Genomic DNA, 24,974 nt, shown 5'->3' on the forward strand with positions numbered 1-24,974 from the left:
ACCACCTTCAAAAGAAAGTAATGAGTGCATTTCTCGTTTAAGTACGAAGAAAAACGAAACGGACAAAATTATACTAAACGTATCGAAGTTTTTAATTCACGCACTTTAGGATGTAGTGTCTTTCTTAAAAATCAGTAATAACTCATTGCTTCCTTCAACATTAGGAAGAACCTTTACTGTCGCATATTGTTTGCAATACTCAATAAAACGGAGATTCCTGATGGCGTCCTCTTTTCTTACTTTCATTGTGTTAAACAGAATGATTCCGTTGTTATTCAGCAATGAAATTGTTTGATTGATAAAAGCTTTCGAAAATAGAAAATCAGGCATGTGGTTATCCTGAAAAATATCAACGATAATTAGGTCATAGGTTTGTTTTGCTGTTTTGACAAAATTCTGAGCATCATCAATTACGATGTCTAAACCATCTATATCATTGATTATAAAATACTTATTTGCAATATCAACTACTTCACCATCTAATTCAACCGCTGTCATAGCCCCTTGGTAACCTATTTCATCAATCAGAGTTCTCACAACACTTCCTCCTGCCAGTCCCATTACTAAAATACGTTCCATTTCTCGCACACGTGCGAAACCTATTTTCTTCAAGCCAAATCGCAGAATACGCTGAAGACTTCCATAGGAATAGTTCGTATTCGGTGTATCAAGTATATAGCGACCGTTGTGTAATAACACCTCCAACGACGTACTCACCTGTGAGTCTTGTTTATGTACCGAAATAGGAATAATGTAACTAAGTATTTTCTTTATCATTCGATTCTTTTGAAAGTATTTTTGGCGTGATTCACGATTGCTTTACACAGTTGAGCATCTTTCTCGTCCGTATACTGAATTTCAATAATATAAAAACCTCTTTCACTATTGATTGTATATTTCATAAACGATGTTTTACCGTCTATCATTCCTTCAAGAAAATAGTAATCTTCGTCATGAAATTCTGTATTAGAATACTTTACATTTTCACTTTTCAAATCTTGATCATACGCCTCTTTCAAATTAACCCAATCAGATTCATCATTTATGATAAATGCATGATATCCTCCAAGAAGAATATCTTTTTCAGGATATCCAAGCCGAATTCCATCTAAATGGTTCATTACAACATCCATCTTCGTTGGATATTCAAACTGAAATTCGTAGTCCTGATTCAAATAAGTTTCATATGTAAACTCTGGCTCCCGTGGCTGTTGATTGTTACAACCTATCGAGATAAATATACCTACAAAAAAGATAATTAATTTATTCATATATTCTGATTTTTAATCACTTACAAACAATTTGTTACAAGAATATCAACTTTGTGCCGAATTTGATAAAGTTTCTGTTGTTGGGGTAACACATATTACTTTTATCCAGCCTTTGTTTTGTATCTGCAGAAAGGTTATATCTACTTTAGTCTTATCACAGGCGAGCAGAAAAAGTTTAATGTGCAGTTTTTCAAAAGAAACTACTGAGCGTAGTCCCATCTATACTCTCCTGTACCACTTACCTTCCGTTGGTTTATGTCAAATTTATATTTTTCTAAACATATGATTGGAAATCCATCAGTTAGAAAACCTCTTTTTTCAAATTCTTTTTTTTGTTGTTCTAACTGGTCATTCATTAAATTTTCAGGTATTTCCGTGTTTGATTTCCAGGTTTTTGTAGCTTCTTCCCAATATATTCCGGGAGGGGTTTCCTCTCCGTACAGGTAGATGTAAAACACACCACTTTCCTCTCCTGTTTCAATTCCCCAAACTGAAGATGATGCCTCTAATATTTTCTCTCCTGTTTTAAGATTATAAGCCTTCAAATCACGGGTTCCGCCTGTACCTAAACTGACCAACAAGAAATGATTGTCAACCTTTTCTAATGAGACATATTCGTTATCCGATGCCAATTCAAAAGAGGCTATTCCTTCTTTTTTCGCTTGGATTTTTAATTTGTTAAACATTTCATTTTCATCATCTCGATTGACGATACGACAAAATGAATCTTCAAACTCGACTGTCTCTCCTTGAGACAATTCAGGTAAAGAAACCTCTTTTGGGATTTGTTCCTCGGTCGTATTTTGCTTTTTCGGTGTGGTTTCACAACTCACAATCAATAAACATGTTACAACTATAAAATAAATAAATTTCATTTTTTCAAAATATTTTTATTTGCTTTTTTGATCCCATATTTCAACACAGAAAACAGGCTCTCCAGATTTGTTTATTTTTCTGATAATATTTTATATCAGTCAATAAAATTAGTGTTCATATAATCAATTTGAAAACTATCCCCGTTCTTAACAAGTATCACGTCTGACGAAGTTTTCACCTCCCCATAGTCTATAAAAACATTAAAACTCAAGTCTTTTAAATGTTTTATTTTCAAGTCCTCAAGTTTGTCAACATCTCCATTTCCTGTTCCAAACACATTAAGATCATCTTCTTTCACTGGGTTATAAACACTTGCCCATTTCTTTTTATATTGAGCTCTGGCTTGTTCCAAAGCTTCTTCCGAATCGTAGTTATCCTCTGCCCAAAAACTGTAAAGCTCAATGGCTTCATTGTAAAATTCTAAAAATCGTTTCGTATAGAGTTTATCATCCCCTCCCCATTCAGGAAAACAAAATCCATTCCCGTTAGGACATTGGAATATAGCATACAACCACTTTTCGGCAGCTTCAACCGAAACTTTGTCGTTCTCACTGTTGCTTTTGCAACTCCACAGTAAGGTAATCACTGCGATACTAAGTATTATTTTTATTTTCATAAACTGTAAATTTATTGTTTTACAAAAGTGTCTGCAAATTTTCGTCAACATGAAAGCATTTTCTGACAAAAACACACTCAAGGTGAGATGAAATATCATCATCACCTCGAATATGTTTAAAAACCTAATTTAACATTACAAAGATAATTAATTTTCACTAATGTCTTATGTTTTTCTTGCTCTTATTAAGAGTTTTTTTATACGAAAAAGCCTATAATTGTTTGCTTACAGCTTTAATTCTAACAACTCATCAATTGTTTTTCAAAACAATGTATTTTTGCTCATTTTTCTGTTTATTTGCTGATTTTTCTAGGATTGTGTGTCCCATCAAAAGGAGCTGTAAATTGGTATTTGTTTTGCCATTTTTTTCCGTCGCCTGGCTGTTGTAGATTGTACTGACGCAAATACGTTACGCCTCCTTCGTTAGTCAAAAGTCCCACTAACAAACTCCGATGCGTGATTTCGTATGGATAGTTTGGACTTTTGAATGTTTTCCAATCTTTTTCTAAAAACACAAGTTTGTCTACTTTAAAAGCTCCTTCAAATTGTTTTTTAGCGTCAGCCAAAGCTTTTTGCGTTGTTGCGGGTGTCATATTGTATGTTTTTGGCATATCTATACCTTTTGCCGTATGAGCATCCCAGCCTTTTACTCTTTGTTTTATCTGTTCATATTTGTTTAATACAAATAGATAACTATCATCCTGTACTTTTTTGGGATGCTTCTCAAAATGTTCTTTCATTGTTGTAGCAATTCTGAAACTCATTTTGCAGCTATCGTATTTCCCAGCCTTTTCGAATTTTTCAATATTGTTTAGCATTCCAAAAAAAGCTGCTCCGATGGTGTTAAAAGGTGTTTTGTCATACACCATTTGGTCTAAACGTACCACTTCAAGCCCCATATCTGCTACACGAGCTCTGTGAGAATAAAGTAAAAGAAGAATACCACTATCGGTCACTACCTTTGTATGTTCATTATCTTCATATTTTGCTTCAAAAGTGATGTCTCCATAGCGATGGGCTTCCAATAAAGTTTTACCTGAAACATAGAACGAATAAGGTTTAACGCCCTCAGGATCAGCGTTAAATACAGCGAAGTAAGCGTGTATAACATTGTCATCTTGAAAAGAATAACGTTTTCCTCCTTTGTTGGGCAAATTTACCTCAAATAACTTGGATTGAATACTTTCACGCAATCCTCGATTGTTCAACTGTTGATGTGTATAAATTTCCTGTGAGATCAAGGCTTGCTCACTGTTGGCATCCAGCAGATAAAATTCTTTGAACGCAGGATTGTCATAAGGCTTGTGATATAACCTTTCATCTAACTGTGTATAAGATTTTCTAATCTCTCCGATTGATTTGGTATATCCCTTTTCAACTGTTTTATTGTTGAGTTCAGGATCGTTCTGTGCATTGATTTGTAGCGAAAATACCACAAGCAATCCTAGTGTTGCTTTTAGAATATTTGTTTTCATAGATTCCTGTATTTCAAATTAGTTAAAACTTTAGTTCACTCAGGATTTTACCCTGTCTAAATCACAAAATGCTTTAATCAATTTATGATAAATGTGTTCGATTTTGCATTTCTTCCTTCCCTTTTTGATACGTATTTTGGGGCATTTTTAGCTTATAATTCCTTGTGGAAATTAACAATCACTCTCCAACATTTCTCGTTTTTTCCGATATTAATGTCACCATTTGTAAAAACATTTTTCTCTGTTTTTCCTCGCGGGGTTTTGTTAGCTGTCAAGTAAAGGAACCCTGTTGAGGCGTCACAACGCTGTGGTAAACTATTCATGAAAGCCGTCATATTTTCCCCTTGAATATGATTTCCATAACAAAAGATTGTTTTGAGATTCGTATTTTCACTCACATCCAAGGATTTTAAATTGGTATCACTACAATTTAATTCCTCTAGGTTTGCATTTGCTTTCAGATTCAATTTCTCAATCTGGCTTCCTCGAACGCAAATTCGTTTTAAAACGAGATTTCTGCTCACATCTACCGATCTGATTGGATTAACCCCCATTGACAACTGCTCCAGTTTTAGATTGTTACCCAATTCAAGTGAGGATATGCTATTCTCGGAACAATCCAGTTCTTTTAGATTTACATTTTTTGACAGATCGAGCTCCTTAATATTGTTTTCCGAGCAGTATAATCTTTCCAGTGCAGGATTTTTACTAACCTCCAATCGTTCCACTTTTGCTCGTGGGATGTATAGTGCAGTTACTTCGCCATAAATAGTAACTTCAGGAGCATCTACTTCAAAAATAGTGTACTGTCCAAAAAGTGTCTCGTTAAACTTCTCACCAACATCTTCTCTTTTGTTATTATTCCAATCAATCCAAACAGCATTTTGTTTCGATGTTTCTGCTTCCAAACTGAGGCAAATGCTTTCTCCTTTTTTCTTCTGTGTTACAAAAGTTATTTTATTCGATTTTTCCATCAAGGATTCGTAATCCTCCATCTCATCTGTTGAACAGGCTGCAAATATTAACACAGCCAAGAACATTATCAATTCTCTCGTTTTCATCTCTTCTAAATTTTAATGTTTTATGCTGTTTTACTTTGTTATTTTTTGGTTTTAGTGTTGTCCTTATTTTCAAATAATTTCCTTTGTAGTTTCGTAGCACGAGTTATGTTACCCTCTCGACTACATAACCCTCAACTACGATTTAATATTTGAATATGAAAAAAAATAAGTTTTCTTTAATCTTCTTTGGTAGCTATAGCTGTGCCATCCTCCCGACAGCACAGCCTTAAACTACTACTAACATTTGAATATGAAAAAAAATGATTTAACTTCTAATCTCACAAGTTGCGCTATCCTCCCGACTGCACAACTGCACTTCACTAATTAAGTTCTCTTTTTATATTTTAAAAAACCATGATGTTTTTCTCTAACAGAATAAAGTAATTTTACTTTCTGTTTTCTGGTACAAAGGTAGGGTGAACCTAAAAGAAGTAGTTGTAAAAATCAAACTACTTTTTGTAAAAATGACGCATTAACAATTTCAAAATTTGTATAAATCATATACCTCAAAATATGTTAAACATTTTAAAATGAGTAAAATATAAATACAAAACTATTTGAAAAATGAATCCCTTTTGTTTAGCAGTTAATGTTTTGATGAGAAAAGAATGCTGTATTTGTTGATATTCAAGAATATATAAAGTTCTTCGGATATGCCTTTTGTCTGCTATTTATTTTTTATACATCTGATAATCATATTATTACAAATATTTATCTTTTTTTATCTACAAATTACGATTTGTATAAATCACGCATACACATGCATCTACCTATCTAGTAATCAGATTTTTATGAATACAAATTATTTTTATAGTTAAAATGCATTAGGAGAAGTGTCTTTTTAATGTATATTTTTTTTACAATTGGAAAAAAAAATTTACTTTTGTTGCGATGAAATGCAGTTCAGAAAATGAAATATATAGAAAATAAATTTTTCGGTTTCTTTGTCGTTTTTTCGTTTCTGATTATCTATGGTTGTTCCTCTGAAAAAACACAAGTTGTAGATAATGAGGCGAAAAGCATGTACTTAAAGGAAGCTCAGAAACTTTCTCGGAAAGAAGATTCTCTAAAAATAATGGTTCAGAAATATACTGATGAGAAAAACAATGTCGCTTTGATGATGTTTTACAGACAATTAGGTAAAACCCAGCGTGAAAACACACGCTTTTCTGATGCCATCACCTCGCACCAAACGGGGTTAGAAATTGCCTTGAAACTCAACGACACTCTTGAAATTGTTCAGGCTCTCAATGATTTAAGCACTGATTTCAGACGTATAAGTGCCATGACAGAAGCTGCTAACTACAGTTATGATGCTCTTCATTATATCGAAGCTTTTTCCGATGTTAAAAACAGTGGACGAAAATTGCGAGTAATGACTCTCAACGGTATAGGAAACATTAGTGAACGTTTGGGTTACTCGGATGATGCCGAACGCTATTTTCGAGAGGCTCTTAAAGAAGAAACTGCCTTAGATAGCAAGGTGGGACAGGCCATCAATTATGCCAATCTGGGATCTATTTTCCGAAATCGACAGGAATATGATTCCGCAAAAACTTATTACAACCTCTCATTACAGAAAAATATTGAAGCTAATTCAAAATTGGGCATTGGACTGTGCCATAATCATTTAGGTAATCTTTATGCGGTAGAAAAAAAATACGATTTAGCAGAAAAAGAATATCGAATTGCCTACGATTTGATGGAAAAGTACTCCGATAAATGGCACTGGCTCAATGCTTGTATCGCCTTGGCTAAAATAAATCTAATCACAGGTAAAACAGAACAATATCACGAATATATTTCTTTAGCAGAAAAAACGGCTCAAGAAATCAATTCGACGGGACATTTAGCTGAAATCTATTTACTTAAACACGACTATTCCATCAAACAAGGTAAATATGAAGCTGCTTTGAAACAGTACAAATTCAGTAAATCCATGACCGATAGCATTTTAGGCGTTAAAAACACCAATCATTTTATGGATTTACGGGTAAACTACGAGCGGGAACAAAATTCAAGGCAACTAAAAATCATTGAAGCTGAAAACCAAATCAAGGAGGAGCGAAGAGAGCGAGTTCTTTACTTGATGTGGTTAGCTGCTGTTGTGGGAGCTATTATCATCGGTTTGTTGTACTATGCTTATCGACAACGCACCCGAAGCAACCAAATCTTAAAACAGATTGAACAAACTCGCTCGGATTTCTTTACAAATCTGACCCATGAATTTAGAACTCCATTGACTGTTATTCAAGGACTTAATAGACAATTACAACAACGTAAAGACTTAAGCGAAAAGGAAAAGACACGGTTTATGCTTGCTATCGACCGACAAAGCGAAAATCTACTTAAGTTGGTTAACCAACTTTTAGATATTTCTAAATTGAAAAGTGGTACGGACAATCCGAAATGGGAACGTGGAGACATCATCTCTTACTTGCGTATGACTGCTGAAACTTTCGGATTATTCGCACAAGAAAGAAACGTAAACCTAGTGTTTTATACCGATATTGCAGCTCAAGAGATGGATTTCGTTTCCTTCTATATGGATAAAATCATTAGTAACCTACTGTCAAACGCTATCAAACACACTGAAAACGGCGATAAAATTGAATTTATTGTCTTGAAAGAAAAAAATCCTAATGAAATTATGATTCGTGTGGCAGACAATGGAGATGGTATCCCGAAAGATGAATTAGACCGTATTTTTGAATTATTTTATCAGAGTCCTAACGTAAAAAATAATTCAGGAACGGGTATTGGACTGGCTTTTACAAAAATGCTTGTTGAAAAAATGAAAGGGAAAATTGAAGTAGAAAGTGAATTGGGAAAAGGCTCAACCTTTACCGTTACCTTGCCTTTAAAAAATAAGAAAATGCAAAATCTTCCGATGCTGGTGCTTCCTAAGGCAGACCATATCGTTACAAATACCTCGCAAAATCAAGATAATCATGATGATGACCATGGTAGTGATAGAATTACACCTATGGGCACTGATGTCCCAATTGTTTTAGTGGTTGAAGATAGTAAAGATGTTTCCTTATTTGTAAAATCTTTATTGCAAAGTAATTACAATGTTATTACTGCTAAAAATGGAGCGGAAGGGCTGCTGATGGCTGAAAAATATATTCCCGATATAGTGATTACCGATGTGATGATGCCTGTAAAAAACGGATATGAATTCTGCACTGATATGAAAGACAATGTTTTGTTGAATCATATTCCTATTATTATGCTTACTGCAAAAACCTCAGAGGAAGATCAATTGGAGGGATTGCGTCATGGGGTAGATGCTTATATGCGTAAACCTTTCAGAAGTGAAGAATTATTGATTCGGATTGAAAAAATTTTAGAAAATAGAAAAATATTAAAAGATAAATACTTAAGCGTTATTGAAAGTAGTGGAAATAATATTTCCGAACAAAAAGCAGACAATGATGAGAAGATGAAATTCTTATGCAAGGTGATGGACATCATTAATGCTGAGATTACAAACCCTAATTTCAACGCTACTTTTATTGCTGATAGAATGGCTATGAGCACTTCACAACTAAGTAGAAAACTTAACCAAATTGTTGGAGTTTCAACGGTGTCATATATCTTGCAGGTAAAACTCATAAAGGCTAAAAAAATGTTACAGGACAGTTCCATAAGTTTAGGAGAAGTTTCCGACGCATGTGGATTCTACGATTTGAGCTATTTTTCTCGTACATTCAAAAAAGAATTCGGTATCACGCCAAGTGCATACCAAAAAAATGCATCCATGAAAGGGTTCTTGAATACATAAAAGTTGAAATCAAAAAAAATGTCGTTATTATACCTACAACCCATCGATAGCACCTTAGCTTCAAAAACTTACAAACCACAGCAATTAGGTTCGCAAATAAGAAAACACACCTTCGAATTGGGTGTTCCTGATTTAGATGAAATTAAAGTGGCTTTCTTTAGTGTAGAAACCGCTGAACGAACTTTGCATGAAGTTCGCAAGAGTTTGTATGCTCTTTATAGAGGTAATTGGAATTTTCCGATTGCCGATTTGGGAATTTTGTACGAAGGTCACTCCACTAGCGACACTTATTTTGCAGTTAGAGAGCTGGTAAATTCTCTCATAAAACAAAATATTACCCCTGTTGTTATTGGAGGAAAACGGGATTTGACCTATCCTATTTATCGAAGTTTTGACACTTTAGAGCAAATGGTCAATTTGGTAACTGTAAATCCTACGTTTGACTTTGGGGATAAATATGAATTGTTTTCGGAAACATCTTATTTGAGTAGAATTCTATCCGAAGAACCTATTAATCTATTTGATTTTACAAATTTAGGTTACCAATCGTACTATGTAGCCCAAGAAGAATTAGATTTACTCGAAAAAATGTGTTTCGATACCTATCGTTTGGGAATCATTGTCAACGACCTACCGATGATTGAACCTACCATGCGCGATGCTGACATTGTAAGCATTACGATGAACGCTATACAAGCACGAGATATTGAAAACACTGATGGATTCGTGAATGGTTTTTCCAATCGTGAAATCTGTGCTATTTCTCGATACGCAGGTATCAGTAGTAATGTTCAAGTCTATGGTATATTCGACATCCCCGATACGGGACTTGCTGCCCAATTGACAGGACAAATGTTTTGGTATTTTTGCGAAGGGTTTAACTTCAGAGTCAAGGAGTTACCTTTGGTGAATGACAATAACTATATCAAATACATTGTCCCAGTTGACGACATACAAATTGAATTTTTTAAAAGCGTAGCTACAGGTCGTTGGTGGATGAAAGCAGGAAGCGAAAGTTTTTCAGAACGCAAGCCTCATCTTCCACTGGGATTGATTCCGTGTAATCATAAAGAATATCTTGATGCAACACAAGGCGTTATTCCTGAACGTTGGTGGAAGGCTTATCGGAAATCAATTTAACTTTGTAATATATTTAAAAATGAAAAACAACATATATATCTTAATTGCACTTATCGGATGGACACTGGTAGGCTGTGAGCCTCCTTTTTTTTCGGAAACACAAAGCTTTGTTACTCGTTTTGAAACTTCCAATGGAGAGGAGAGTGCAACCTATGAGGAAGTAATCAATTTTTACAAAAACCTATCTGCAAAATATAGCTCCATCAATCTAAAAACAATGGGGCTAACCGATGCAGGACTACCTCTACACATCGTTACTTACAGCACAGATGCTGAGTTTAATTTTACTAAACTTCAAAAAGATAAAGTTATTATCCTGATAAATAATGGGATACATCCAGGAGAAACCGATGGTATTGATGCTACAATGCTATTGTTTCGCAATTTGGCTGAAAAACAGATAAAAACACCTGAACATGTGGTTGTAGTTGCTATTCCTGTCTACAACATAGGTGGAGCTTTGAACCGAAATTCAACAACCCGTGTGAATCAGAATGGCCCTAAGGAATATGGATTTCGAGGTAACGCTAAAAACTTGGACTTAAATCGTGATTTTGTGAAATCAGATTCTGAAAACGCTCTTTCTTTTGCAAAAATATTCCATTTGATACAACCTGATGTTTTCATTGATAACCACGTTACTAATGGTGCGGACTACCAACATGTACTTACCTATGCCATCTCTCAGCCAAAAAAATTAGGTTCTTTTCTTGGCGGATATATGCAAGATACCCTAATTCCGAATCTATCCGAAAAGTTAATCACACACCAGAATAGTGTGAAGAATGATTCTATTGAAAAGCCTTTTCTACACTTGGCTCCTTACGTAACTGTTTGGAATACAACCCCTGATAATGGATACAGAGAAATGCTCGACACACCTCGTTATTCCACAGGATACACAAGCCTATGGGGTACTATGAGTATACTAATCGAAACCCACATGCTGAAGCCTTACAAACAGCGTGTCGAAGCGAATTATGAGATGATGAAGGCTCTATTGGAATTACTTGAAAATGATTCAAAAAACATCAAACAGCTACGTACTAAACAAAGAGAAATAGCCCTTACAGAAAAATCGTATCCCATTCAATGGCAATTAGATAGTTCACAAGTGTCGTCCATAACATTCTACGGTTATAAAGCGGATACTCTCATCAGTGAAGTTACAGGACTACCACGTTTGCACTATGATCGGAATCAGCCCTATGTGAAAGAAATTCCGTACTATAACCACTATGTACCTACCAAACAGGTGGAGGTACCACAAGCGTACGTTGTTCCTAAAGCATGGACAAATATCATTGATCGGCTCAGGGCTAACAAAGTAAGTATGAATGAAATAAATAGAGACACACTCATGTCGGTTGTTTATTACCGCATTGAAAATTATAAAACTGTAGATACTCCTTTTGAAGGGCATTATCTCCATTTCGATACGGAAGTTTCAAAACACAAAACAGAAATACAACTATCAAAAGGTGATTGGATTATACACTTAGACCAACCAGCGAAACGTTATCTGTTAGAAGTTTTAGAGCCAGAAGCTCCTGATTCATTTTTCAATTGGAACTTCTTTGATGCCATTTTACAGCAGAAAGAACATTTTTCACCCTATTTATTTGAAAAAACCGCCTTAGCTTTTTTAGAAGAACATCCACAACTTCGAGACTCATTGGAATTACTCAAAAAAAACGACCCGAGTTTCGCTAAAAATAGCTACGAACAACTAAATTGGATTTACCGACAAACACCTCATTACGAGAAATCACACCTGCGATACCCAATTTTTAGAGTGGAATAAAGGTGCGCTCTTAAGTCTCCTGTAGATTTGACGCGTACAATTCCGCTCCCCAAAAGATTATCACAAAGGCTATATATATATACGGATGTAAAAATTACTAAATTAACAGTTCACTCCGTTCGAAAATTTTTGATTTTCTCCTCATTAAAATCACTTTCTTTAAAATACCTATTTACATAAGGAATTCCTTTCATCAAAACAATATCCTTAGGCATATTTTGCTGAGTAAAAGACATCGCAGTATTATGTAATGATGAAGATACTGCCGTATCTTCATTTGAAAATAATTGTAATGATTTCTCAGATACAACTGAACAATAAGTTTTCACCCATTCAATTATACTTTCCTCTTGTGATAAATCTGATTTCTCAATATACACATTTAGCAGAGATTGAAAATCCTTAAAGTTTTCTGCATTACCGTACTCATTAAAAAGATTCTGTACGGGGATATATGAGTTTGACAAATTTACCTCCCTTTTTTTTATCTTTGCAGACGGAACGATAGATTCTAAGCTACTCATTTGCTTTTGCATATAGTTGTAAATGATATGCTGAGTATCTGACTTCAATCGTTCTTTTGTATATTCAGGACTAATATTTTGCACAATTAGTAGGATAGCATCTTCATAACTGATAGACGACAACTCTTGTGTTTTTTCTTTACGAACTGCCATATTTGAACTAAATAAGTGCATTCCGGTGAGTGAACGGTATTTTAAAGGTACATAAACTATTTGCCCTATGTTCGTCAGATCGAAACGTACAAAATGTTCGTCGTCGCACGACTGCATATACAATAGTAAATTACGATCGTAGCGAGGTGGTATCTCAAAATAATACCAATTCAAATATTCACGCATTACAAGATTGAGTAATAACTGATAAGAAGGTTTCATATTATTAGTTAATTATATCCAACTTCCTCGCTTTTTGAACAATACTTTTGAGAGTTCGGGCAAATGTATGGCGATGAGATACAAATTCATCACTAAAATTATTATATCGAACCATAAAAAATCCGTAGCATGGCTAATATACCAATGGCAACCCACCATACCGATACACATAGGCAGTAACCAAATCCCCCCAAACAGATAGGTACAACGAGGGATTAGTAATAATCCGCCGACCAACTGTGCGAAACCAATGAGGTATATAAAACCTGTGTTTTCCCAAATGAGATAAAAATCCAGAAAATCACCGCCCAAACCAAAATCAATATACTCTTGCGGATTGATTCGCATGGTTAGTTTTTCCCAACCGTGAGGAATAAATGTATAGGCTAAAAAAGCACGAAACAAATAGCCCAATACCGTCGCAACCCATTTTATTTTTTTCATATCTGTCATAGTTAAATTTAAAAAAATCCGAATTAGGTGAATAACTCGGATTTTAGAAAATCGTTATTTCTGTATTACATTCACGCCCATTAGTCTTCCACTTTCTTTGAGTTGAAACTCTACTTTAGTTTTTCCATTGGTAGGGTCGTAAGAAGAAAGACCTGAAAATCCATCTGTTACATTATTAGAAATAAAGAATATTTTGTCTTTATATAAGAAAGGATTTTGATAGCAAGTATAATTATCCACAGGTATGTCTAATGCTTTCTTCCGCTTGGTTTGAGCGTCTATTTCTGTCCATTGCCAAACATCTGCTCGGTATTTTATCCCGTGTTGTCCTCCGCCGTAATAAGAAACCGCTCTTGATGGAATGGTGGTATATACCTTGCCGTTATGGGCAAAAATACGGTTAAATTCTGCCGGAAATTGATAATCATTGATATCTAAAACAAAAGTAGTATCAAATTGATTTTCACCTTTCTTAATTCTTAGTATTTTAGACGAATACATTTGCGATTGATTTTTCATATCGCCAACGGCTACCATATACAAATCTCCCGTTACGGCATCTATGCTCCATAGTGGGTGGTCTGAAAAAAGTGATAGATGTGTTGTCCCTTGAAATGTGGTTACGCCTTCCAGTTGATGAGTGGAAAGATTATAAACCGCGATTGCCACTTCTTTTCTCTTAGGCACTACTTGCCATAAGCCAGCTTGTCGTTCTCCGATTTGCACATCCATATAGAGTTTGTTGTCTCTTTTCGCTAAAATGAGTTGCCCCACAGCTTCATAAGGTTCTCCTTCCGACAGAGAAGATAAATCAATTTCGCCTGTGCGTTGCATCGTAGCAGGATTAAAGGTTTGAATTTTTAATCCCCCACGAGATAAGTCCCAATAATAGCCTTCGGAATCACTCACAACAAGATAATTTGTTTCATAGGTGTTATTTACCGTAGAAAGCAAGCCCGCATCGGAAATGGTAGCGTTATCTTCTAATCTTAATTTAGAAAGTCCTTTATTTACATAGGCATCCAAACGATAAAGATGATTGCCAAAGGTACGACCACCTGCCGAATAGGCTAACTGATGAAATGGTTTTCCGTCAAGGGATACTTCCCCATTGGGTTTTCCCTGAAAGGTATAGATACCTCCCGACCAGTCTGCTTGACCGTTGTAGATTACCCAAGTGTCCTTACTTTCTCCCGTAGAAGGAGTAGGGGAATCCTCATCATTACGATTACATTGCACAAAAACAATACTTAATAGTGCAACGAAAAACAGTTTTAAAAATTTTTGATTTGTCATAATTACTATATATTTAGAATTTAATTTTAATTAAAATGATACGCTATTTTGAAATAGAAAGCTCTCCCAGGCTTTTGAACCCTAAAATTATCATACAGCTTTTCATTGGTCAAGTTATACACATTAAGGCTCAAACTTACTTGAGGACGATGGAAGAAATAGCTAATTCCTGCATCAACACTTGCCATACCTAATCTATTATCGTTGGGAATAAGTAACTCCGTAGCTACTTTTTGGAGTTTGCCAAACAAGGGCGGCTCTACTTTTCTGCTCATTGCCTTTAAAAAAAAGCGATGCACATAATTGATATGATAATGAAAACTTAGTTTGTCTTCTTTTTTAAAAATATCAAAAAAATGAAATCTTGTATAGTGGTTTCCAAAGAAATACGGAATATTGGGTACGCGTGCACCTTCTAAAAATTTCATTGTCTTTTCAACATTGACCGAACGAATGTCTTGGTAAGTAATATTCACAGCTGTTTCCCATCGGCGAGACGGTCGGTAAGTCAGTTCGTATTCTCCTCCTAATATTCTCGTATTGTGATAATTGATATATCGATTGAATGGAATATCTAGCTGCAAGAAGATAATATCGGATACTTTCCTATAAAATATATTGAAATTACTATTCCATTGATAGTTTTTTGATGTGAAATCAACTATAAAATTGAAGTTGTGGCTGCTTTCAGGTTTTAGTTCTAAATTCTCCTTTATCAGGACGGCATCGCCATAGAGTTCATATTCATCAGGCAATCGAGTGGCGTTTTCGTAAGTCGTTTTTAATAAAAATCGATTTTCTTTTACGCTTATTCCTGCGGTGTAGCCTATATTTTTGCCTTGATGATTGGCTTGCCAAGAAAATCCGTAATTATCTGTACTAAAACCTTTTGCGGAATATTGGTAATGTTTTAGTGCGAATACGGTTTCTATCTTTTTATCCCACCAAAAGGAAGAAAGCCCAATAGCGGCGATGTTTCGTCTGTAATGTGCAGGAAACGCCAATACATCAGAGTTTGTAATGGGTGAAATAGCTCCTAATGGGTCGCTTCCTATTCGTTTTTGTTGATGCCAAGTGTTTCCTAATTCTATTTGGTGTGAATCGGTGAGTTTATAGCTTGTATTTACTCTCCAATGAAACAAATTAAATTTCAGATGCTGTTCATTTCCTCTATGGATTTCTCCTTGTTCGTTCGTTTCAGCCGATACATTCCCTAACCAATCATATCGTTTTTTGCTTATGTCTATCAACTGATTCTTAAAAAGACTATAAACCGTATTGATATTCAGTTTTAATCTTTGGTTTAAAAAAGCATTTTGGTATTGAAGATATTGAGTTATATTTTTTTCCTTAGCGTATGGCTCTCCAAATACTTTTGACATATCGGCACTATGTTGTATTTCTTTATATAGAGAAGAAAATAGCACGCCTACTTTTAGTTTTTCTACCCATTTTTTATTTCTAACCCCAGCATACCACTCTCCGTACATATTTTCAGTAGCATCGTGAAATCTTGGTACATTTATATTTTTGATTGTAGAAGTATTGGAATCATACAATGGAGCTGTGATGGTAAAATTATTCTCAGAAGTAACCAAACTGCTTTGCATACCAAGATAGTAATCTCCTGATTCATTTAATTTTAGAAAACCATTCAGCGTAGTTTTATAAGTACCAAAAGACCCTGCCGTAGCCGTAATATGCAACAGATTTTTTTTAGGGATTTTTGTCAGAAAATTTATTCCTCCTCCCAAGGCATCTGCCGATAATTCAATGGGTAATGTTCCTTTATAGATATTTACTTGCTCCAAAAGTTCAGGGGCAATCATCGACGGGTCAAAGCTATGACCATAGAGTTCTATTGGCATTCCATCTTTAAAAATTCTAACGGCTTTTCCTTGCATACCTCCCAAATTGATTTGCGACAAAGCTCCTACACTGCCATCGGTTCGTAATTTTATTCCTGTAGTTTGGTTAAGAATGGTTCCTATGTTCTCGGCTCTATGTTGGGCGTTTTTTAAATCAATTACTTGCACACTGAACGGGCTTTCTTTCAACTTTTGTTTTTGCGTTTTGGCTTCAACGATAACTTCACTCAGCTCATAACTATACATTGATACACGAATTTCGTTATTGGGCAAAGAACAATCTACGGTAATTGCTTCGCTATGTATAGGCTTATTTTTGTGCCAAATTTCAATATTGTATCGTCCAGATGTTATATTTTCAAAATAAACGATGCCTTTATCATTCGGAACGAATTTTTGCTCTACGAGGCGTAAATGAAGTTCTTTCAAAGGGTAGTTCAGTGAGAAGTCATATACATTGATACTCACAGGACAAGCAAAAACGCTCATAAAAGGAAACAGCGTAAAAAATATAACTTTTAAAAACCTCATTATATTTATTTTATCTAAATAAAACTAATTATATTTGTCGCAAAAGTAAGACGAAAAATGCTTCTTGGGTTGTGAGATACGAATTTTCGGTTGTGAATTTGGGAATTATGGAATATAAATTAAACGAATACAATATTTTAGAATTACTTACGGAATATCCAGCTACTTATTTTTCTATTGGTAGCGGAGGGTATTTTCATCATACTCAAATCAATACTGAAAACTTTACTTTATTTCAAAATCAAATTTTTTCAGGAGAAAAAACGATACATTTGGATGGTGAGTCTTCTGTTCCCAGTTTGGAAATACAAATCAATATAGGCGAAAATGATATACCTTTTTATATCAATCCTTCCCAGCGAAAAATAGCAAAAAAATTGCATTGTAATTTACTGTATATCAATGGAGAAAAAAGCGGAATTTCTTTTCAATCTCAACAAGAATACAAGACCTTTGATGTGCATATGCCTCTTCATAGAATATTTGAATATTATGGGAATAATGCTATCATAGATAATTTTATTAAACGAATTGAAAATCAAGAACCTGCAATGCTTTTCGATGAATATTTACCAATTTCTCACACAGTTTATGAACTTATTAGAGGTATAAAGCAGTGCAATTTGCCAGATTTTTTGAAAAAAGAATATCTGAATATAAAAGTTCAAGAAATTTTTCTAAGTATATTATCCGAATCCGAGCGGAGTTTTGACCCCAATGGCATCAGTTTAAAAGACCAAAAGTTGCTTTTGCAAGTCAAAAATTTAATGGAGCAAAATATTGAAAAACCGCTCACCATCATAGAATTATCAAGATTAGTGGGTATGAATGACAACAAGTTAAAAATACTCTTTAAACGTTATTTCGGTTGCACTATATTTGAATATTTTCAACAATACAGAATGCACAAAGCTAAAATGTATCTCGAACAAAAAGAACTTACAATCAAAGAAATAGCATACCAGTTGGGCTATTCCAACACGGCTAATTTTTCAAATGCTTTCAAACGATTTTGGGGTATTTCCCCAAGTGAAAAATAATTGTCTGTTATAGAACTCCAAAACCAATCAGAATTTTAACTTGTTGATAGTATGGTTATATCTTAAATTCCATTAGCAAGTGTAATTTTTTGAGATTGTTTTTCTCCTCTAATTCTAAAAATTGATTTTGCCTATTTGTACAGAAGTTATATCTTTGTGCTTTTACGTTTAATTTCAAAATTAATAATACTATGAAGAAATACGGTCTTATTGCCTTACTTCCATTCTTTTTTGCATACTTAAATGCCCAAAATACAACTTATTGGCAACAAAAAGTCCATTATGAAATGGAAATTGATGTTGATGCAAAAAACTTTCAATATAAAGGAAAACAAAAACTCACGTATTTCAATAATTCTCCTGACACCTTGCAAGTAGTTTTTTATCATCTCTATTTGAATGCTTTTCAGCCTAATAGCGAAATGGATTTTCGTTTACAGTCAATTGCTGACCCTGACCGTAGGATGGTTAAGAACTTGGGAACTGCGGAAAATCCTGTCTACGAGAGTCGTATCGCTAAATTGAAACCTAACGAAATAGGGTATATTAATGTAAAATCGTTAAAACAAGATGGTATTGCTGTGAAGCATACTACAGAAGGCACAATTTTGAAAGTAAAACTCAACAAGCCAATTCCGCCCAAATCAAAAGGAGTTTTTACAATGGAATTTGACGCTCAAGTTCCTGTTATGATTCGTCGTACGGGGCGTAATAATCCTGATGGAGTAGCCTTATCAATGGCTCAATGGTATCCAAAAATAGTGGCATATGACTATCGTGGTTGGCATCCAACAGAATATATCGGTCGCGAATTTTATGGAGTTTTTGGTGATTTTGATGTGAAAATTACCATTGATAAAAATTATGTACTTGGAGGGAGTGGTACTTTGATAAATGCCGATGAAATTGGTTTTGGTTATGAAAAACAAGGAGTCATTTTACCAAAAACTAAAGGAAGAACCAAAACGTGGCATTTTGTAGCTTCCAACGTACACGATTTCACTTGGGCTGCCGACCCTCAGTTTAAACACGATAAAATTACATTAAACAACGGAAAGACATTTCATTTCTTATACAAAACCGAAGTTGAAAATTGGAAAAAAATACAACCTAAACTGGTAGAAACCTTTGAACTTTTCAATAACCTTGTTGGTAAATATCCATGGGAACGCTACTCTTTTATTCAAGGAGGTGATGGAGGAATGGAATATGCAATGTGTACCCTTTTAGTTGGTGGTGCAAATTACGATGATTTGTTGGGCACTGCCGTTCACGAGTTGGCTCACGCTTGGTTTCAACATGCTATCAACACCGATGAGGGATCATATGCATGGATGGATGAGGGCTTTACATCATTTATTGAAGATTTGGCAATGGCATTAGTTATCAACCCTACCAAAAATGAAACAAATCCATTCGAAGGTTCTTACAAAAGATATTTTCGTTTGATAAAATCAGGATGGGAAGAACCAGCTACTACACATGCCGACCGTTTTCAACGAAACTTCGCCTATTCAGTAATGGCTTATAGCAAAGGAACGCTATTTTTAACTCAATTGGGATATATCATTGGAGAACAAAACCTTATTAAAACGTTACAACAATTTTACAAAGAATATGCTTTAAAAAGCCCACATCCTAACGACTTTGTACGTGTTGCTGAAAAAGTATCGGGTATGCAACTTGGATGGTTTTTAAATGAATTTATCAGCACTACTCACACGGTGGACTATGCCATAGAAAGCGTTAAAGCGAAAGGTAAAAAAACCGAAATTACTTTGCGTCGTATTGGAGCATTACCACTACCTGTTGATTTATTTGTGGTTGATAAAAGTAAAAAAGTAACCTATTGCTACATTCCGTTGCGTATGCAATTTGGGGAAAAATCTAATCCATATCAATATGAGAGAAAGGTATTCCCTGCATGGGGATGGGCAACCCCTACTTACACCTTTGAGATAGATGTGCCGTTTGAAGAACTTCACGGAGTTGAAATCGACCCATCGGAAATGACAATAGATATTAATCGTCAAAACAATTCGTTTACGAATCAATAGAATCATGAATTTTTGTTTCTCAAAAGAGGAAAAGCTCTGTAAATTAGAGCATATTCAAAAATTATTTTCAGAAGGAAAAAGTGTTCAAAGTTTCCCACTTAAATTCTTGTACATCCCTATTGAAAAAAGACGAGAGAACACTCAATTTCAGCTACTTATCAGTGTTCCGAAACGTAATTTTAAAAAAGCTGTAGATCGTAATCGCATCAAACGGCTTATACGCGAAAGCTATCGATTACAAAAACATCAACTAGCTACTTTTACGAATGAAAAATATGCTTTAGCATTTATTTTTACAAGTAAAGACATGCCTACTTATGATTTGATTTTCAACAAAGTAAATAGATGTTTCGAGAAGTTTGCACAAGTCTTGGAAACTCAAACAAAAGATTGCACATTAGAAAAATAAGCCAAATAAAAAGTTTTTTATGAATTTACTTCAAGAATTAAAAAATCGCAGTGGAAACTGTTGTGAATTGTGTGGAGCAACGGAGAATTTACATATTTATGAAGTTCCTCCTGTGGGAGCAGGCGGTGTTGATGGTAGCCTGTTGGCATGCGAAACCTGTAAAACCCAAATTGAAAATCCCGCAATGATGGATACAAACCATTGGCGTTGCCTGAATGACAGTATGTGGAGCGAACATAGAGCCGTAAAGGTAATGGCGTGGAGAATGCTAAATCGTTTAAAATCAAAAGGATGGTCGTTAGATTTATTAAACATGATGTATTTAGACGATGAAGAGTTGGCCTTTGCTAAGGCTTCGGACGACCATTTGGACGAAAGTGAACGTATTATTCATCGTGATAGCAATGGGACAATACTTGAAGCAGGAGATAACGTAGTGTTAATCAAGGATTTGAAAGTAAAAGGTTCGAGTATGGTTGCTAAGCAGGGAACTATCGTTCGGAAAATATCCTTGGATAGAGAAAACGCTCAATACATCGAAGGAAAAGTGGACGGACAACAGATTGTGATTGTTACACAATATGTTAAAAAAGTATAGCCCTTGGGAAATATATAATTCAAACCACATAGAAACATCATTGATTTTATGCTATGTCTCTATGTGGTTTTAAACGTATCGTTAATGAGCCTCTAACCAATTTTTGCCCACTCCCAAGTCAACTACTAAGGGAACGGCGAGCGAAAAGGCATTTTCCATTTCGTATTTGATAGCGGACTTCACGGTTTCCAATTCGTCTAAGGGAACGTCAAACACCAATTCATCATGCACTTGCAAGAGCATTTTGGTTCGAAATTGCTCTTTTTCCAAACGGTTTTGAATACGAATCATCGCAATTTTAATAATATCGGCGGCACTTCCTTGAATTGGAGCATTGATGGCGTTCCGCTCAGCAGCTCCTCTAACCACCTGATTACGTGAATGAATATCTGGCAAATAGCGTCTTCGTCCCAACACTGTCTCAACATAACCATGTTGCTGAGCAAAAAATATTTGTTTGTTGATATACGCTCGTAAATTTGGATATGTAGCATAATAAGTTTCTATGAGTTCCTTACTTTCGGTACGTGAAAGATCTGTTTGGTTGCTAAGTCCAAAGGCAGAAACTCCATAGATAATCCCAAAATTCACGGTTTTAGCATGGCTACGTTGTTCGCGTGTAACGGCTTCAATAGGAACATTAAACACTTTAGCTGCGGTGGAGCGATGAATATCTTCCTTGTTTAAGAATGCTTGAATCATATTTTGCTCTTCACTTAGTGCAGCAATTATCCGTAATTCAATTTGCGAATAATCCGCAGCGAGTAGTACATGTTGTTCATCACGAGGTACAAATGCCCTACGTACTTGCTGTCCTCGTTCAGTACGAATTGGGATGTTTTGTAAATTTGGATTATTACTACTCAATCGTCCAGTAGCTGCAACGCTTTGCATGTAGGTTGTATGGACACGCCCTGTTTTGGGATTTACCTCGTTAGGTAAACTATCTACATAAGTAGACTTTAATTTCTGTAACTGCCTCCATTCTAATATATTAGAAACAATCAAATGTTTATCTGCAAATGCTGAAAGTACCTCTTCGGAAGTGGCATATTGCCCTGTTTTGGTCTTTTTAGGATTTTTAGCAATTTTCAATTTTTCGAACAGAATATCCCCCAATTGCTTGGGAGATGCCAAATTGAACTCCTCCCCTGCTTCAGTAGCAATAGCTTTTTCTAAAGTAGCTATATCGTCGTCCAATCCTGCTGATAACTCTTTGAGAAAATCAGTATCCAAACGAATACCTTCAAGTTCCATTTTCGTAAGAACCTGAATTAAAGGAGCTTCCAAATTATAATATAATTCATCAACCTTCGATGATTTCAACTTTTCTTCAAAAACTTCCTTAAGTTGCCATGTGATGTCAGCATCTTCAACAGCATATTCCTTTTGGTCATGAAGCGACACTTGACGCATCGACAACTGATTCTTACCTTTTTTCCCGATAAGACTTTCTATGGAGACAGGGGTATAGTTCAAATACGTTTCCGCCAATACATCCATATTGTGCCTCATATCTGGATTGATGAGATAATGAGCAATCATAGTATCGAAAATCAATCCTTTAACTTCTATTCCATAATTGTGTAATACTTTAATATCATATTTCAGATTTTGACCTATTTTCGTAATATGCTCATTTTCAAAGAATAGTCGAAAAATTTCGAGTTGTTTGCTCGTTTGTTGTTGATTCTCAGGGAAAGGTACGTAATAACCCTTTCCTGCACTCCATGAGAAAGCAATACCAACCAATTCAGCTTCCAAGCTATCAAGATTCGTGGTTTCTGTGTCAAAACAGACTTCTTTCTGTTGTAATATATTCTGAATAAGAATTTTACATGCCATTGGAGTATCTACCAACTGATAAAAATGTGGTGTGTTTTGTATGTTTTTTCTTTCAGAAATATGCTCAGTTGCAAACAAATTACCTTGCACAACTACAGGGGCTGTTTCCGAAGAAAATAAATCAGACGGAGCTTCGATTTGCTTTGTTGCTGAAGCTGTGGTCTGGTAAGTTTTGATAAGATTCTGAAGCAGTTGTCGGAATTCGAGCTCTTCAAAAATTTTGGTAACAGCCTCCATATCGGGTTGCGACAGTTCAAAATCGGTTTCATCAAATTGCACTGGAACATCCAAAATAATAGTTGCTAATTTTTTGGAAAGCAGTCCTTTTTCTGCATTTTTTTCGATATTTTCACGCAGTTTTCCTTTGAGTTTATCGGTATTAGCGAGTAAGTTTTCCATACTACCAAAGTCAGCAAGAAGTTTCTTTGCGGTTTTCTCACCAACTCCAGGCAATCCTGGTATGTTATCGACGGCATCTCCCATCATTCCTAAAAAATCAATCACCTGATCTGGACGTTCTACCTCAAATTTTTCTCTTACTTGGTCAACACCCCAAATTTCGACATCATTTCCCATCCGAGCAGGGCGATATACGAATATATTCTCAGAAACTAACTGAGCATAATCTTTATCGGGAGTAACCATAAACACCTGATAATCTTGTTTTTCGGCTTGTTTAGCAAGGGTTCCAATAATATCATCGGCTTCATAACCTTCTTTTTCGATGATGGGAATGTGCAAAGCTCTCAAAATCTGTTGAATATAAGGCACTGCTATACGAATAGCCTCAGGGGTTTCATCCCGATTGGCTTTATAGTCCGTAAATAATTCCAACCGGTCGACACTTCCTCCTTTGTCGAATGCCACCGCCAGATGGTCTGGACGCTCTTTTTTTATAACATCAAACAACGAGTTCATAAACCCCAAAATAGCTGAGGTGTTGAGCCCTTTGGAATTGACTCGTGGATTTTTGATAAATGCGTAATATCCTCTGAAAATCAACGCATAAGCATCTAATAGAAATAGTCTTTTTTTTGACATTTTATTGATCTTTTATTAACCGAAACTCTCAATCGGACAAAGGTACACATTTTTGGCGAAATTGTTGGCTCATGACACTTTGCTTTTAAAAGCAATCCGCAAAAAAAATGACAAGCATCATTTCTTTTGAATTTTCACAACCTACTGAAATTCAAAAAAAATATTTCCCACAAAAATACAAAACTCTCAAAGTTCTCCTTCATCAGCGAAGCTGAAATATGTTTTTTCGTTCAGAATGATGTGATCCAACAATTTAATATCCAAACTCTCCCCTGCCATTTTTATTTTCTGGGTAATATGCCTATCGGCTTGGCTGGGTGCTAAATTCCCTGATGGATGATTGTGTACCAAAATTAAAGCTACTGCTCCCCACTCTATGGCAGCTTTGAACAACAGACGCACATCTACCACCGTTTGAGTAATTCCTCCTTTTGAAAGTTGTGTTTTGTGAAGCACACGATTGGCATTATTTAGGAACACTCCCCAAAACTCCTCGTGAGCTAACTCTCCAATAATGGGTTGCATAAGCTGAAAAACATGTTTTGAGGCTTTAATGACTGGCTGTGGTTCGGGTAATTCAGCGCTTCTGCGTCTACCCAATTCTGTAGCTGCGAGAATGGTAATTGCCTTTGCCTCCCCTACTCCTTTAAATTGTTGCAACTGCTTCAATGTCAACTTTCCTAATTGTGTTAAATTATTGTTTACCGATGTCAGAATACGCCTACTCAATTCCAAAGCACTTTCATTCCGACTGCCTGAACCTATCAAAATAGCCAACAATTCGGCATCACTGAGTGCATTTTTACCCTGTGCCATCATTTTTTCACGAGGTTTGTCATCATCCGACCAATTTTTGATAGAAATATGCGTATTTGTTGACATAGCTTTATAGTTTTCAAAAATTCAA

19 protein-coding genes are annotated in these 24,974 nt (G+C 35.3%); 7 read left to right on the forward strand and 12 right to left on the reverse strand.

The features are described 5' to 3' along the window. Positions 1–105: 105 nt before the first annotated feature. The 6 genes from ACF3OB_RS04395 to ACF3OB_RS04420 form a co-directional block, all read right to left on the reverse strand. Positions 106–777 carry a spermidine synthase gene (locus ACF3OB_RS04395; RefSeq protein ID WP_172917644.1) on the reverse strand — a complete coding sequence of 224 codons (672 nt, stop codon included), beginning with the start codon at positions 775–777 and terminating at the stop codon, positions 106–108. After that, the gene (locus tag ACF3OB_RS04400) at positions 774–1,271 is read right to left on the reverse strand and encodes a hypothetical protein (RefSeq protein ID WP_095894021.1); all 498 of its coding nucleotides are present in this window, start codon (positions 1,269–1,271) and stop codon (positions 774–776) included. The genes ACF3OB_RS04395 and ACF3OB_RS04400 overlap by 4 nt, the downstream gene beginning before the upstream one ends. 200 nt (positions 1,272–1,471) lie before the next feature. After that, positions 1,472–2,146 carry a hypothetical protein gene (locus ACF3OB_RS04405; RefSeq protein WP_172914510.1) on the reverse strand — a complete coding sequence of 225 codons (675 nt, stop codon included), beginning with the start codon at positions 2,144–2,146 and terminating at the stop codon, positions 1,472–1,474. Positions 2,147–2,241: 95 nt separating this feature from the next. Beyond that, positions 2,242–2,763, reverse strand: a complete 522-nt coding sequence (locus ACF3OB_RS04410) for a hypothetical protein (RefSeq protein WP_042006092.1) — start codon at positions 2,761–2,763, stop codon at positions 2,242–2,244. Between the two features lie 293 nt (positions 2,764–3,056). After that, the gene (locus ACF3OB_RS04415) at positions 3,057–4,238 is read right to left on the reverse strand and encodes a hypothetical protein (RefSeq protein WP_095894019.1); all 1,182 of its coding nucleotides are present in this window, start codon (positions 4,236–4,238) and stop codon (positions 3,057–3,059) included. A gap of 152 nt (positions 4,239–4,390) precedes the next feature. Beyond that, positions 4,391–5,299, reverse strand: coding sequence for a leucine-rich repeat domain-containing protein (locus ACF3OB_RS04420; protein ID WP_392448511.1), 909 nt, complete (start codon positions 5,297–5,299; stop codon positions 4,391–4,393). Positions 5,300–6,209: 910 nt separating this feature from the next. On the opposite strand from ACF3OB_RS04420, the gene ACF3OB_RS04425 reads away from it, so the two are divergent. From ACF3OB_RS04425 to ACF3OB_RS04435, 3 genes are read left to right on the forward strand one after another with little or no spacing between them, the layout of a single operon-like run. Further along, positions 6,210–9,086: an ATP-binding protein gene (locus tag ACF3OB_RS04425; RefSeq protein ID WP_392448513.1), complete on the forward strand. Its 2,877-nt coding sequence runs from the start codon at positions 6,210–6,212 to the stop codon at positions 9,084–9,086. Between the two features lie 18 nt (positions 9,087–9,104). Beyond that, positions 9,105–10,226 carry a formimidoylglutamase gene (locus ACF3OB_RS04430; RefSeq protein WP_042006101.1) on the forward strand — a complete coding sequence of 374 codons (1,122 nt, stop codon included), beginning with the start codon at positions 9,105–9,107 and terminating at the stop codon, positions 10,224–10,226. 19 nt (positions 10,227–10,245) lie between these two features. Continuing rightward, complete coding sequence (locus tag ACF3OB_RS04435) at positions 10,246–12,030, forward strand: M14 family metallopeptidase (RefSeq protein WP_095912316.1); 1,785 nt, start codon at positions 10,246–10,248, stop codon at positions 12,028–12,030. A 110-nt stretch (positions 12,031–12,140) separates the two neighbouring features. Here ACF3OB_RS04435 and ACF3OB_RS04440 read toward each other — a convergent pair whose 3' ends face one another. From ACF3OB_RS04440 to ACF3OB_RS04455, 4 genes are all read right to left on the reverse strand, one after another. Then, a complete protein-coding gene (locus tag ACF3OB_RS04440) occupies positions 12,141–12,929 on the reverse strand; it encodes a hypothetical protein (RefSeq protein WP_095894015.1) in 789 nt (262 codons plus the stop codon). 12 nt (positions 12,930–12,941) lie between these two features. Then, a complete protein-coding gene (locus ACF3OB_RS04445; RefSeq protein WP_157909020.1) occupies positions 12,942–13,373 on the reverse strand; it encodes a DoxX family membrane protein in 432 nt (143 codons plus the stop codon). Between the two features lie 63 nt (positions 13,374–13,436). Next, a complete protein-coding gene (locus ACF3OB_RS04450) occupies positions 13,437–14,678 on the reverse strand; it encodes a hypothetical protein (protein ID WP_095894013.1) in 1,242 nt (413 codons plus the stop codon). Between the two features lie 26 nt (positions 14,679–14,704). Continuing rightward, on the reverse strand, positions 14,705–17,077 hold the full coding sequence (locus tag ACF3OB_RS04455; RefSeq protein ID WP_172917649.1) for a TonB-dependent receptor: 2,373 nt from the start codon (positions 17,075–17,077) through the stop codon (positions 14,705–14,707). A gap of 71 nt (positions 17,078–17,148) precedes the next feature. Here ACF3OB_RS04455 and ACF3OB_RS04460 point away from each other — a divergent pair, with 71 nt between their 5' ends. From ACF3OB_RS04460 to ACF3OB_RS04475, 4 genes are all read left to right on the forward strand, one after another. After that, the gene (locus ACF3OB_RS04460) at positions 17,149–18,117 is read left to right on the forward strand and encodes a helix-turn-helix domain-containing protein (protein ID WP_392448516.1); all 969 of its coding nucleotides are present in this window, start codon (positions 17,149–17,151) and stop codon (positions 18,115–18,117) included. A gap of 191 nt (positions 18,118–18,308) precedes the next feature. Next, positions 18,309–20,174, forward strand: coding sequence for a M1 family metallopeptidase (locus tag ACF3OB_RS04465; protein WP_392448517.1), 1,866 nt, complete (start codon positions 18,309–18,311; stop codon positions 20,172–20,174). Between the two features lie 4 nt (positions 20,175–20,178). Next, positions 20,179–20,583, forward strand: coding sequence for a ribonuclease P protein component (rnpA, locus tag ACF3OB_RS04470; RefSeq protein WP_042006106.1), 405 nt, complete (start codon positions 20,179–20,181; stop codon positions 20,581–20,583). 19 nt (positions 20,584–20,602) lie between these two features. Beyond that, positions 20,603–21,181 (forward strand): PhnA domain-containing protein, encoded by a 579-nt coding sequence (locus ACF3OB_RS04475; protein ID WP_392448519.1) that lies wholly within the window; start codon positions 20,603–20,605, stop codon positions 21,179–21,181. Positions 21,182–21,262: 81 nt separating this feature from the next. On the opposite strand, the gene polA is transcribed toward ACF3OB_RS04475, so the two are convergent. After that, entirely contained in the window at positions 21,263–24,067 is a 2,805-nt protein-coding gene (gene polA, locus ACF3OB_RS04480) for a DNA polymerase I (protein WP_392448521.1), read from the reverse strand. Between the two features lie 186 nt (positions 24,068–24,253). Then, a complete protein-coding gene (gene radC, locus ACF3OB_RS04485; protein ID WP_042006140.1) occupies positions 24,254–24,931 on the reverse strand; it encodes a RadC family protein in 678 nt (225 codons plus the stop codon). Positions 24,932–24,974 lie beyond the last annotated feature (43 nt).

Source organism: Capnocytophaga canis, from assembly GCF_043187445.1.
In the GTDB taxonomy this organism is placed as follows: domain Bacteria; phylum Bacteroidota; class Bacteroidia; order Flavobacteriales; family Flavobacteriaceae; genus Capnocytophaga; species Capnocytophaga canis.

Bases quoted from the DNA above. Each gene is read 5' to 3' on its own strand.
- ACF3OB_RS04395 (WP_172917644.1), bottom strand. From the start codon at position 777: ATGATAAAGAAAATACTTAGTTACATTATTCCTATTTCGGTACATAAA.
- ACF3OB_RS04400 (WP_095894021.1), bottom strand. From the start codon at position 1,271: ATGAATAAATTAATTATCTTTTTTGTAGGTATATTTATCTCGATAGGT.
- ACF3OB_RS04405 (WP_172914510.1), bottom strand. From the start codon at position 2,146: ATGAAATTTATTTATTTTATAGTTGTAACATGTTTATTGATTGTGAGT.
- ACF3OB_RS04410 (WP_042006092.1), bottom strand. From the start codon at position 2,763: ATGAAAATAAAAATAATACTTAGTATCGCAGTGATTACCTTACTGTGG.
- ACF3OB_RS04415 (WP_095894019.1), bottom strand. From the start codon at position 4,238: ATGAAAACAAATATTCTAAAAGCAACACTAGGATTGCTTGTGGTATTT.
- ACF3OB_RS04420 (WP_392448511.1), bottom strand. From the start codon at position 5,299: ATGAAAACGAGAGAATTGATAATGTTCTTGGCTGTGTTAATATTTGCA.
- ACF3OB_RS04425 (WP_392448513.1), top strand. From the start codon at position 6,210: ATGAAATATATAGAAAATAAATTTTTCGGTTTCTTTGTCGTTTTTTCG.
- ACF3OB_RS04430 (WP_042006101.1), top strand. From the start codon at position 9,105: ATGTCGTTATTATACCTACAACCCATCGATAGCACCTTAGCTTCAAAA.
- ACF3OB_RS04435 (WP_095912316.1), top strand. From the start codon at position 10,246: ATGAAAAACAACATATATATCTTAATTGCACTTATCGGATGGACACTG.
- ACF3OB_RS04440 (WP_095894015.1), bottom strand. From the start codon at position 12,929: ATGAAACCTTCTTATCAGTTATTACTCAATCTTGTAATGCGTGAATAT.
- ACF3OB_RS04445 (WP_157909020.1), bottom strand. From the start codon at position 13,373: ATGAAAAAAATAAAATGGGTTGCGACGGTATTGGGCTATTTGTTTCGT.
- ACF3OB_RS04450 (WP_095894013.1), bottom strand. From the start codon at position 14,678: ATGACAAATCAAAAATTTTTAAAACTGTTTTTCGTTGCACTATTAAGT.
- ACF3OB_RS04455 (WP_172917649.1), bottom strand. From the start codon at position 17,077: ATGAGGTTTTTAAAAGTTATATTTTTTACGCTGTTTCCTTTTATGAGC.
- ACF3OB_RS04465 (WP_392448517.1), top strand. From the start codon at position 18,309: ATGAAGAAATACGGTCTTATTGCCTTACTTCCATTCTTTTTTGCATAC.
- rnpA (WP_042006106.1), top strand. From the start codon at position 20,179: ATGAATTTTTGTTTCTCAAAAGAGGAAAAGCTCTGTAAATTAGAGCAT.
- ACF3OB_RS04475 (WP_392448519.1), top strand. From the start codon at position 20,603: ATGAATTTACTTCAAGAATTAAAAAATCGCAGTGGAAACTGTTGTGAA.
- polA (WP_392448521.1), bottom strand. From the start codon at position 24,067: ATGTCAAAAAAAAGACTATTTCTATTAGATGCTTATGCGTTGATTTTC.